At 71.6% G+C, this 12731-nt stretch carries 4 protein-coding genes; all 4 read left to right on the forward strand.

Annotated elements, in window-relative coordinates; all coding sequences use genetic code 11:
• Positions 1-18: 18 nt before the first annotated feature.
• The 4 genes from yjfF to JOE63_RS06480 all read left to right on the forward strand — a co-directional run bounded on the left by yjfF (position 19) and on the right by JOE63_RS06480 (position 12587).
• Positions 19-996 (forward strand): galactofuranose ABC transporter, permease protein YjfF, encoded by a 978-nt coding sequence (yjfF, locus tag JOE63_RS06465; RefSeq protein ID WP_087471219.1) that lies wholly within the window; start codon positions 19-21, stop codon positions 994-996.
• Between the two features lie 269 nt (positions 997-1265).
• The gene (locus JOE63_RS06470) at positions 1266-5147 is read left to right on the forward strand and encodes an alpha-L-arabinofuranosidase C-terminal domain-containing protein (protein ID WP_204540069.1); all 3882 of its coding nucleotides are present in this window, start codon (positions 1266-1268) and stop codon (positions 5145-5147) included.
• Between the two features lie 209 nt (positions 5148-5356).
• Positions 5357-9535: a beta-L-arabinofuranosidase domain-containing protein gene (locus JOE63_RS06475; RefSeq protein ID WP_204540072.1), complete on the forward strand. Its 4179-nt coding sequence runs from the start codon at positions 5357-5359 to the stop codon at positions 9533-9535.
• A 154-nt stretch (positions 9536-9689) separates the two neighbouring features.
• Positions 9690-12587 (forward strand): family 43 glycosylhydrolase, encoded by a 2898-nt coding sequence (locus JOE63_RS06480; RefSeq protein ID WP_239576640.1) that lies wholly within the window; start codon positions 9690-9692, stop codon positions 12585-12587.
• Positions 12588-12731 lie beyond the last annotated feature (144 nt).

A 12731-nucleotide genomic window follows, 5' to 3' on the forward strand; every position in this document is an offset into this window, starting at 1 on the left:
ACCCCCGGAGGCCCGAGAATGACCGAGCGTCTCACGAGCCGCTTCCGCCTCGACCGGCGCTACCTCCCGGTCCTGGGCACGTTCGCGGTGCTCGCGCTCATGCTGGTGGTGGGCGGCAGCCGGTACGAGAACTTCCTCTCGGCCCGCGTCATCTCCAACCTCTTCATCAACAACTCGTTCCTCATCGTGCTCGCCGTCGGGATGACCTTCGTCATCCTCACGGGCGGCATCGACCTGTCGGTCGGCGCGGTGGTCGCGCTCTCGGGCATCACGACGGCGTCCCTGCTCCAGAGCGGCTGGCCCGTCGCCGTCGTGCTCCTCATCTCGGTCCTCATCGGGACCGTCCTCGGCCTCGCGGTCGGGTTGATGGTGCACGTCTTCGACATCCAGCCGTTCATCGCGACGCTCGCCGCGATGTTCCTCGCGCGCGGTCTCTGCTACGTGATCTCGCTCCAGTCGATCCCGATCACCGACGAGTCGTTCGTCGCCCTGGCGGGCTGGAGCCAGCAGTTCGGCGACGGGTGGCGCATCACGACCGCGGTCATCATCTCCCTCGTCGTCGTCGCGATCGCCTTCTACGTGCTGCACTACACGCAGTTCGGCCGCACCGTGTACGCGATCGGCGGCGGCGAGCAGTCCGCGATGCTCATGGGCCTGCCCGTCGCGCGCACCAAGGTGCTCGTGTACGTGGTGAGCGGTACGTGCGCCGGCATCGGCGGCCTGCTGTTCGCGATGTTCTCGCGGTCCGGCTACTCGCTCACCGGCGTGGGCATGGAGCTCGACGCGATCGCCGCGGTCGTCATCGGCGGCACGCTGCTCACGGGAGGCACGGGCTTCGTGCTCGGGTCCGTGCTGGGCGTGCTCGTGCTCGGCCTCATCCAGACGATCATCACCTTCGAGGGCACGCTGAGCTCGTGGTGGACCAAGATCGTCATCGGCGTGCTGCTCCTGGTCTTCGTGATCCTGCAGCGCGTGCTCGTCGTCAGGCGGAGGTGAGCCGGTGGTGCCCGGCCCGGCCGGCGCGTCGTCCTCGTGACGCCGCACCGGCCGGGCCCGGCACCACGGCCGTCTGCCCGGGCGCCTCGCCCGGGGATCACCGGAGCTGGACGGGGGCCGGCACCCCTGGGTCGGTCGGGCGCGTGCTCGACCGGCGGTGTGTCACGACATGACCCTTGTCGAATGTGAGCGTTCACACTAGGCTCGGCCACGATCCTGTTAACGCTCACACGCAACGGTGCGTGTCTCTCGACGATGAGAGGAAGCCCATGGATACGTCCCTTCACCCGCCACGGCACCGAACGGTCCACCGCCGACGCGCGGTCGCGCTCGCGGTCGTGACCGGCCTGGTCGGCACGGTCGCGCTCGCGACGTCGGTGCCCGCCTCCGCCGCGGAGCCCGACCTGCCCGACGGCGCGTGGGTCGACGCGTTCGACGGTGCCGCGCTCGGCGCGGACTGGACCGTCGTCAACCCCGTGCCCGAGGCGCTGTCCGTCGGCGGCGGGAAGCTCACGCTCGCGTCGCAGCCCGGCGACACCTACCAGGACGCGAACAGCGCGAAGAACGTCGTGCTGCTCGACGTGCCCGCCGGCGACTTCACGGTCGTCACCCACCTCGAGGCTCCGGTCGCCTCCGTCTACCAGGGCGCGGGGCTCGTCGCGTGGCAGGACATGGACAACTACGTCCGGTCCGGCCTGACGTTCGTCGGCAGCCTGTCGCCCTCGGGCCGGGCGATCGAGAACGACGTCGAGAGCGGCGGCGTCTTCACCGCGGCCGCGTTCACCGACCGCCCGGGGTCCACGGGCGAGACGCTGCGCATGCAGCGGACCGGCGACACCATCGCGACGTCCTACTGGGACGGCACCGCGTGGCAGCCGGCGGGCTCCGTGACCGTCGACTTCCCGACGACGCAGGTCGGCCTCTACGCGCTCGCCGCGCAGAACGGCACGTCGCACACGGCGGCCTTCGACTACGTCGCGCTCCAGGCCGCCGAGGGCGCCGACCAGGTGCCCGACGGCGCGTTCACGCTCGCGGGCCCGGGCGAGGCCCGGTACCTCGTCGGGACCGACGACGGCCTCGCCCTCGACGACGAGCGCCCCGCGACGACGGTCGCGCTCGACGCGACGGCGGTCGACGGCGCCGAGGGCACGTCCCCGGTGACGCTCGCCGTCGGCGACCGGCCCGTCGTCGTCTCCGACGCGTCCCGGCTCTCCCTCGGAGCCGCGGGCGAGGAGGCCGCGACCCTGCGGCTCACCGACGCGGGCGGCGGGAAGGTCTGGCTGCGCAGCGCGGCGGACCCCGAGCAGTACGCCGGGGTGCGCGCGTCCGACGGCGCGCTCGTCCTCGGCCCGCGCGACGCGGCCACGAAGCTGACGATCACACCTGCCACGAGCGCCGACCACGAGATCACCGTGGACCTCGCCGGCGAGCGCACCGCGATGAGCGACGAGCTCTACGGCATCTTCTACGAGGACATCAACTACGCGGCCGACGGCGGGCTGTACGCCGAGCTCGTGCGCAACCGGTCGTTCGAGTTCACCACCCAGGACAACGGGTCGTTCACCGGGCTCACCGCGTGGAGCACGGCGAACCGTGCCGGCGCGACGGCGACGACACAGGTCGTGAACGACGCCGGGCGGCTCAACGCGACGAACCGCACCTACCTGAACCTCACGACGACCGCCGCGGGCGCCGGGGTGCGCAACGGCGGGTACAACACGGGTCTGTTCGTGGAGGAGGGGGAGTCGTACGACTTCTCCGTCTGGGCGCGGTCGGCGACGGCGCAGACCGTCACTGTGCGCGTCGAGGACGCCGCCGGGACCACGGCGTACGCGACCGGCCAGGTCGTCGTCGACGGCTCGAACGCGTGGAAGAAGTACGACGTCACGCTCACCGCGACCGGCACGACGAACGCCGGGCGGCTCGCGCTGCTCTCCGGCGCGGCGGGCACGCTCGCGCTCGACCAGGTGTCGCTCTTCCCGCAAGACACGTGGGTCGGCCCGGTCAACGGGAGGTCCGTGCTCCGCAAGGACCTCGCCGAGAAGATCGAGGCGCTCGAGCCGCAGTTCCTGCGCTTCCCCGGCGGCTGCGTGACGAACGTCGGCACGTTCCGCACGTACGAGGAGTCGGGCTTCACCGACCGTCGCCGCACGTACCAGTGGAAGGAGACGATCGGCCCGGTCGAGGAGCGTGCGACCAACTGGAACTTCTGGGGCTACAACCAGTCGTACGGCATCGGCTACCTCGAGTACTTCGAGCTCGCCGAGGACCTGGGCGCGACCCCGCTGCCCGTCGTGTCGGTCGGGGCCAACGGCTGCGGCAGCACGATCCCCGAGATGACGGACCCGGCGCAGATCCAGCGCTGGGTCGACGACACGGTCGACCTCGTCGAGTTCGCCAACGGCGACGTCACGACCGAGTGGGGCGCCGTGCGCGCCGAGCTGGGTCACCCCGAGCCGTTCGGCCTGAAGTACCTCGGGCTCGGCAACGAGGAGAACACGAAGACGTTCGAGGCCAACTTCCCGGCGTTCCGCGACGCGATCGCGGCCGCCTACCCGGACGTCCAGATCATCTCCAACTCCGGTCCGGACGACACGGGCCAGCGCTTCGACGAGCTCTGGGAGTTCAACCGCGAGCAGGACGTCGACCTCGTCGACGAGCACTACTACAACGACCCGCAGTGGTTCCTGGAGAACGACGAGCGCTACGACTCCTACGACCGCGAGGGGCCGCACGTGTTCCTCGGCGAGTACGCGTCGCGCGGCAACACGTTCGCCAACGCGCTCGCGGAGGCGTCGTTCATGACGGGCCTGGAGCGCAACTCCGACGTCGTGCGGCTCGCGTCGTACGCGCCGCTGCTGGCCAACGAGTCGTACGTCCAGTGGTCGCCCGACGCGATCTGGTTCGACAACGACGAGTCGTGGGGCTCGGTGAACTACTACGTCCAGCAGATGTTCTCCGCGAACGCCGGCGACGAGGTCGTGCCGAGCACGCACGCCGGTCCGGCGGCGGCGGACGCGACGCTCGACGGCGGGATCTTCCTCTCGACGTGGAACACGGCCGCGCAGTACGACAACGTCCGCGTCACCGACAACGCGAGCGGCGACGTGCTCTTCTCGGACGACTTCGAGTCCGGCGCGTCGCAGTGGGAGCCGCAGTCGGGCACGTGGGCGGCGCAGGACGGCGCCTACGTCCAGTCGGCGACGAACGTCACCGACGCCCGGTCGATCGTCGCGGGGGCGTACGCGAAGGACTGGTCGAGCTACACGCTCGAGCTCGACGCGCGCAAGACGTCGGGCGCCGAGGGCTTCCTCGTCGGCTTCGCCGCCGGCGGCCCCAACGACTACTACTGGTGGAACCTCGGCGGGTGGAACAACTCCCGCCAGGCCCTCCAGCGCGCGTCGGGCGGGAGCGCGAACGAGGTGAAGGCGGTCGAGAACAGCCGCATCGAGGACGGCCAGCCGTACCACGTCAAGGTCGTCGTCGAGGGCTCGACGATCGAGCTCTACCTCGACGGCGAGCTCCAGATGTCCTACGAGCAGCCGTCGACCAAGTCGCTCTACCAGGTCGTCACGCGCGACGACGTCACGGGCGACGTCGTCGTCAAGGTCGTCAACCCCACCGCGACCGCGGCGCGCACGCAGGTGCACGTCGAGGGGCTCGGGGCCGGCACGGGCATCGCGTCCGAGGCGACGGTCACGGAGATGGTGGGTGCGCCGTCGGACACCAACACCAAGGCCGACCCGGAGCGGGTCGTCCCGGTGGAGCGGACGCTGACGGGCGTGGGGGAGGAGTTCTCCTACGAGTTCCCCGCGCACTCGATCACGTTCGTCCGGCTGCACGCGTCCGACGCGGCGCCCGAGCTCGACCTCGCGGTCGAGGTCTCGCCGCGCTGCCTCGCGGGCAAGGCGTACGTCGCCGTGCGCGCGACGAACGGCGAGGACGTCCCGGTCTCGGTGACGCTCACGACGCCGTTCGGGCAGAAGACGTTCGCGGACGTCGCGCCGGGCAAGAACGCGTACCAGTCCTTCGCGGCGCGCGCGACGTCGGCCCCGGCGGGCACCACGTCGGTGACGGGCACGGCGACGGTGGACGGCGAACAGGTCACGGCGACCGTCACCGTCGCCTACGACGCGCTCGACTGCGGCTGACCCCGAGGTAGAACCGCAGGTCGCGAGGTAGAAGCCTCCGCGCTCTACCTCGCGACCGCCGGTTCTACCTCGCGGGAGCCCGCTTCCCTCGTGGCCGGTCCGGCGGGCCACGAGGGCGCGGCCCGCGCGTCGTGCGCGGGCCGCCCTCGCACGACACCGCACGTCTCGACGCGCGGGCGACGACGCCCGTGCCGACCAGAGGAGCACCGATGCACCCCCGACCGACCGACGGCGTCCGCCGTCGACCCGGCGGCGCGGCCCGGCTGGCCGCCGTGGCGACTGCCGCCGCGCTCGCCCTCACCGCGTGGGCGCCGTCCGCCGTCGCGGCCGACGCCCTGCCCGCACCCGTCCTCGACCTCGCGTTCGACGGCGACGTCGCCGACGCGAGCCCCCTCGCCCACCCCGTGGCCCTGCGCGGCCACACCGGCTCCGCGCCGACCGGCTACTCCTACGTCGACGGTGTCGACGGGGCGGGGCAGGCCCTGCGCCTGAGCGGCAGCACGTACCTCGACCTCGGGTCGTCGACGGCGCTCCAGCCCGAGGACCTCACCCTCTCGTTCTGGGTGGAGCCCAGCGGGAAGCTGTCCGGCGAGCACGTCATCACGTGGAACAAGCGGGCCTACAACTCGGACGGCTGGTACCTGTCGTCCGAGTCGGACACGGTGCCGCTCGCGCTGTCCGTGGGGCCGGCGTCGGGCCAGCCGTACAAGGTGCGGGTCGCGAGCTCCGACCGCGCGGCGTTCTTCCCCGCGGACGAGTGGACGCACGTCGTCGTCACGTACGACCACGTGACGAAGGCCGTCGCGTTCTACCGCAACGGCGAGCAGGTGCCGTCCGCCGTCGCGAACGCCGTCGGCGGCGACGCCACGGGCGTCCTGCGTTCCGACCCGGCGCTGCCCAAGACGATCGGGTTCAACGGGCCGCAGTACAACGGCGCCTACCTCAATGCCGCGCTCGACGACTACCGCCTGTACGACGCCGTGGCGGACCTGGGCGACGTCGTCGGGCTCTACGAGGAGAGCGGGCGCACGGTCGACCGCGACGCGATCGCCCAGGACGACGCCGACGCGCTGTCGTTGCCCGAGCGCGCGACCGTCGCGCTCGTGCTGCCGACGACGGGCTCGCGCGGGTCGACCGTGACCTGGCGGTCGTCGCACCCCGAGATCGTCGCGACCGACGGGACCGTGGTCCGGCCGACGATCGGGGAGGACGACGCGCACGTCACGCTCACCGCGACCGTGCGCTACCTGGACGGCGAGCCCGTGACCCGCGACCTGGAGGTCGTCGTGCCCGCGCTCGTCGACGAGACGCCGCTGGAGGACACCGCGCTGCCGTCCGTGCTGCTCTCCGACGACTTCCTCCAGAACGCCGCGGCGAAGGAGCACGAGTACCTGCTGAGCCTCGACTCCGAGACGTTCCTCTACGAGTTCTACAAGGTCGGCGGGCTCACCCCGACCACCTCCGCCGGGTACGGCGGCTGGGAGCGCAGCAACGCCGTGAACTTCCGCGGCCACGCGTTCGGGCACTACCTCTCGGCGCTCGCGATGTCGTGGTCCTCGACGCAGGACCCCGCGACGAAGGACGCGCTGTTCACCGAGATCGAGGAGGGCGTGGGCGGGCTCGCCCGCGTGCAGGACGCGTACGCCGCCGCGCACCCCGGCTCGGCCGGGTACGTCTCGGCGTTCCGCGAGTCGATCCTCGACCAGGTGCAGGGCACCGGGACGTCGGACGAGAACGTCATCGTCCCCTGGTACAACCTGCACAAGGTGCTCGCCGGTCTGCTCGACGTCGCCGAGTACGTCGACGGCCCCGTCGGGGACCAGGCGCTCGCCGTCGCGACCGAGTTCGGGCTCTACGTGCAGGGGCGCGTGGCGAAGCTGCCGAACACCGACGTCATGCTGCGCACCGAGTACGGCGGCATGAACGAGGCGCTGTACGAGCTGTTCGACCTCACGGGCGACGCCCGGATCAAGGAGGCGGCCGAGGCGTTCGACGAGGTGACCTTCTTCCGCCAGCTCGCCGCGGGCCAGGACGTGCTGCCGGGCAAGCACGCCAACACGCAGATCCCCAAGCTGCTCGGGGCGCTCAAGCGCTACCAGGTGTTCACGCAGAACCCGGAGTACTACGACCTGCTCACGCCGGCCGAGAAGGACGAGCTGCCGATGTACCTCGCGGCCGCGGAGAACTTCTTCGACATCGTCGTGCGCGACCACACGTACGTCACCGGCGCGAACAGCCAGGCGGAGCACTTCCACGCGCCCGGCTCGCTGCACGAGCGCGCCGACGAGCGGGGCACCGCACGCAACGCCGAGACGGCCGAGACGTGCAACGAGTACAACATGCTCAAGCTCGCGCGCGAGCTGTTCACGCTGAGCAAGGACGTGCGGTACGCGGACTACTACGAGAACGCGTTCATCAACACGATCCTCGCGTCGCAGAACCCGGAGACCGGGACGACGACGTACTTCAACCCCATGGCGTCGGGCTACCACCGCGTGTACAACCTGCCGTTCACCGAGTTCTGGTGCTGCACCGGCACGGGCATGGAGAGCTTCTCCAAGCTCGGCGACTCGATGTACTTCACGGGGCAGGGCTCGCTGTGGGTCAACCTGTTCTTCTCCTCGACGGTCGAGCACGCCGAGCAGAACCTGCGGCTCACGCAGGAGGCGAACCTGCCGAACGAGGACACCGTGACCTTCCGTGTCGACGCGCTCGACGGCGGTGCGGTCGCCGAGGACGCGACGCTGCGCCTGCGCGTGCCGTCGTGGATCGCGGGCGACCCGGGCCTGGAGGTGAACGGGGCCGCCGTCGAGCCGGTCGTGTCGCGCGGGTACGTGGTGCTGCCCGTCGCCGCGGGCGACGTGGTCCGGTACACGATGCCGATGGCGGCGTCCGTCGTCGACACCCCGGACAACCCGTACTTCGTGGCCTTCCGGTACGGGCCGGTCGTCCTCTCCGCGACCCTCGGCGAGGTCCCCGAGCCGGCGTGGCAGGGCACGGGCATCCTCGTCCGCTCCGCCACGCGCGACGCCGACGCGCAGACCACCATCACGGCGGCGACCATGGGCGCCGACGAGTGGAAGGAGCGCATCGCCGAGAACCTCGTGCGGGTCGAGGACGACGCCGAGGGTCGGGTCCAGCTCGAGCTGCGGAACACCGCCGACGGCGGCGACCTCGTCTTCACGCCCCACCACACCAACTGGGACGTGACCTACGGGCTCTACCTCAACCTCGACGAGCCGGACTCCGCGGCGTCGCAGGAGCGCATCCTGCGTGCCAAGGAGGCGCTGCGCGACGCCGACCGCACCGTCGACAGCTTGACCAGCTTCGACAACAACAACTTCGAGAACGCGAAGAACCTCAAGCAGAGCGGGTCGTCGGTCGGGACGTTCTCCGGCCGCCAGTTCCGCCACGCGAACGGCACGGGCTGGTTCAGCTACGACCTCATGGTCGACCCGGCGTCGGCCTCGAACCACCTGGGCGTCACGCTCTACTCGGGCGACCAGGGCCGCGTGTTCGACGTCTACGTCAACGACGAGAAGCTCAAGACCATCACGACGGTCGCGAACGCCCCGACCAAGGACGAGCAGGGGTTCTACGTCGACACCACGCAGCTCCCGGCGAAGTACCTGGAGATCGGGGAGGGCACGCGGTGGAAGGTCGACAGCGCGGGCGAGTACGTGCTCGACGAGGACGGCGAGCGCATCCCCGTGGTCACCGTGCGCTTCCAGGCGACGGGCGGCTGGGCCGGGGGAGTGTTCGGCGTCCGGGTCGACCGCGCGGCGTCGTACGACGCGACGCCCGGGCTCGCGGCGCTCGCGTTCGGCACCGGGTCGCTCTCCCCTGCGTTCGACCCGGCGGTCACGGACTACACGCTGGCCGTGCCCGTGGGCACGACGAGCGTCGTGCTGGACGCCGACCCGCACGTGCCGAGCGGCCTGGTCCGCGTCGACGGCGTGCTGATCGACGACACGCAGGGTCGCGTCGTGCCGCTCCCGGCGGACGGGAGCGCCCGGACCGTGGAGGTCGTCGGCGTCGCGCAGGACCACGAGACGGCCACGACCTACCGGGTCGAGATCGTGCCGGGGACGACGGCCGTCGTCCCGCTCGACGTCGAGGTCTCGTCGCGCTGCCTGGCCGGCAAGGCCTACGTGGCGGTCCGGGCGACGAGCACGGGCGCCACCCCGGTGGACGTCACCCTGGCGACGCCGTACGGGGAGAGGTCGTTCACGGCCGTCGCCCCGGGCTCGAACGCCTACCAGTCGTTCGCGACGCGCGCGACGTCGGTCCCCGCCGGCACCGCGACGGTCACCGCGACGGCAGTGCTCGACGGCGCCCCGGTCACCACGACCCACGACGTCGACATCGAGCCGCGCACCTGCGGCTGAGCGACCCGCACGCCGCACCGGCGTCCTCGCGGTCGGTCCGACGGGCCGCGAGGACGCCGGACAGCAGCGACGCGACGTCCGTCGATATCGGTACCGACATCGATATCGCCGAGTTGGACCACACCACAGCATGACCTCGACGAGGAGGAACGACATGAGCAGACACCGGAGACGACGAGCCGCGGCGACGATCGTGGCGGGCGTGCTGGCGCTCGGGGCCGGCCTGCCCGCGGCGCACGCCACCGCGACGGCCGACGACGAGCCCCCGGCGGCGACCGCCCTCACCGGGCTGACCACGACGGACCGCGGCGACGGGACCTACGACGTCCCGCTGCTGCGCAGCGACGTGCCCGACATCTCGGTCACGCGCGTCCCCGCCGCCGAGAACGACGAAGGCCGCGACGTCTACTACATGATCAGCACGACGATGCACCTCGCGCCCGGTGCCCCGATCATGAAGTCGTACGACCTCGTGAGCTGGGAGATCGTCGGGTACGTCTACGACCGGCTCGGCGTCGGCGACGTGTCGTCGCTGCGCAACGGGCAGAACGGGTACGGCAACGGGCAGTGGGCCTCCTCGCTGCGGTACCACGACGGCACGTTCTACGTGGTGTTCAACACCAACGACCTCGGGGGGTCGTACCTCTTCCGGACGGACGACGTCGAGGGCGGCGCGTGGGAGCGGACGCCGCTCGGCCGGAGCCTGCACGACCCGTCGCTGTTCTTCGACGAGGCGGACGGCGGGACGCCGTACATCTTCTACGGCTCCGGCGGGACGAGCGCCGTCCGGCTCGACGCCGGCCTCACCCGGATCGAGCAGGACTTCCCGAACATCTTCCGTGCCGAGGACTACGCGGGCGAGCCGTTCGTCGGGGGGCTGTTCGAGGGCGCGCAGGTGCACTACATCGACGGCGAGTACTACGTCGCGATCATCACGTGGCCCAGCGGCCAGAACCGGCAGGAGGTGCTTCTACGCTCCCCGCACCTGCTGGGCCGCTACGAGACCGCCGACGGGTCGAACCCGTACGAGGCGCGCAGCGCGCTGAACTCCGACGGCTTCGCCCAGGGCGGGCTCGTCGAGGTGCCCGACGGCGCGGGCGGCTACGAGTGGTGGGGGATGTTCTTCCGCGACACCTACCCCCTCGGCCGCATCCCCGCGCTCATCCCCGCGACGTGGCAGGACGGCTGGCCGACGTTCGGCGACGACGGCGTCGTCCGCGTCGGCGACACGTTCGCCAAGCCGATCGTGCTGGACCCGGCGACGGAGCGCCGGGAGCGGCTGAAGAGCATCGTCGCCTCCGACGACTTCGCGAACGACGCCGAGCACCGCGCGTTCAGCGACACCGTCTGGGAGGTCCCCGACGCGCCGACGTACGACGAGTCCCTGCTCGGCGTCGAGCTCGTCGCCAACCCCGGGTTCGAGGACCCGACGACCGCGCCGTGGGCCGCGCAGTTCGGCGCGACGCTGTCGCGCGAGACGAGCGGCACGGCGTCGGGCACGGGCGCGCTGCGCGTCGCGGGCCGGACCCTCAACGGCTCCGGGCCGAACCAGCAGCTCGGCGGGAAGATCCAGGCGGGCGCGACCTACGAGGTCTCGGCCCGGGTCCGCTACGCCGCCGGGCCGGCGCAGGTCCGCTTCAACCTCGTCGGAGACTGGGGCGCGGGCGTCACCACGCTCGCGTGGGCGAACGCCACGCCGGGGGAGTGGACGACCGTGCGGGGCACCTACACCGTCCCGCGGGACGCCGACGTCCGGACCTTCAAGCTCGCGGTCGAGACGCCGTGGGGCAATCCGCAGCCGCCGTCGTCGAGCGTCGAGTACCTGCTCGACGACGTGTCCGTGGTCGGCCGCGCGCCGGACGTCGAGACGCCCACGCTCGAGGAGGTGTCGTACAACGGCTCGGACCTCGACCTCGCCTGGCAGTGGAACCACGCGCCGGACAACCGGTACTGGTCGCTCACCGAGCGCGAGGGCTGGCTGCGCCTGACCAACGGGCACGTCGTGACCGGCGAGGCGGAGTACACGAAGGCGCCCGGGCGCGACCTCACGTATCTCGAGGAGGCGCGCAACACCCTCGGTCAGCGCACGTTCGGCCCGACGTCGTCGGCCCAGACGAGGATCGACGTCTCCGGGATGCTCGACGGCGACGTCGCCGGCCTCGCCGTCTACGGGCGCAGCTTCGCGTACGCGGGGATCCAGCAGGTCGACGGCGAGCGCACGCTCGGCCTCGTCACCCGGCTCCAGCCGTTCACCGACACGATCGACCGCGAGGCGGTCGAGTCGTTCGTCCCCGGGTCGCAGGTCCCGCTGGGCGAGCACGCGGACGTGCACCTCAAGGCGGACGCGGACTTCGCCTCGCCGAACGGCCAGCTCTGGGTGCAGTACTCCTACAGCCTCGACGGTCGGACCTGGCAGCCGCTCGGTGCGCGCCAGGGGCCGCTCGTCATGGACTGGAGCCTGTCCCACTTCATGGGGTACCGGTTCGGCCTCTTCTCCTACGCGAAGGAGCAGACCGGCGGGCACGTCGACTTCGACCACTTCCTCCTCAGCGACGTGCTCGACGCCGACGGCGGCGCCGACCGGACGGCGCTCGACGCCGTCGTCGCCGAGGCCGAGGGGCTCGACCCTGCGGACTACACCACCGAGTCGTGGTCTGCCGTCACGAAGGGGCTCGCGTCGGCGCGGGCCACGACCGCGCCGTCGACCCAGAACGAGGCGGACGCACCCGCGCGGGCGCTCGCGCTCGCCGTCGCGTCCCTCGTGCGGGCCGACACCGCCGAGGTCGCGTTCACGGCCGAGGCGAGCGTGCGCGCCCTGGCGGGGAAGGACTACGTCGCCGTGCGCGTGACGAACGACGAGGACGTGCCCGTGGACGTCGTCGTCACCACGCGGTACGGCAGCCGGTCGTTCGCCGACGTCGAGCCGGGCCGCAACGCGTACCAGGCGTTCGCGAGCCGCCTCACGAGCGTCCCGGCGGGCGAGGTGACGGTCTCGGTCACCCGTTCGACCGACGGGTCCACCGCGACCCGCACGGTCGCGTACGGCAGCTGACCCTGCCGCTGATCCGTCGGCGGGCCGCCCGGGCGGCCCGCCGGTGCCGGACGAGAGGAGGACGCAGGACGACGGCGCGACACCGCCGTCGGGGCACGACCGTCCGCGCGAGGTGCGCGGACACGCAGGACACCCACATCGATC

Origin of the sequence: Cellulosimicrobium cellulans (assembly GCF_016907755.1) — a bacterium.
Taxonomy (GTDB): Bacteria; Actinomycetota; Actinomycetes; order Actinomycetales; family Cellulomonadaceae; genus Cellulosimicrobium; species Cellulosimicrobium cellulans_D.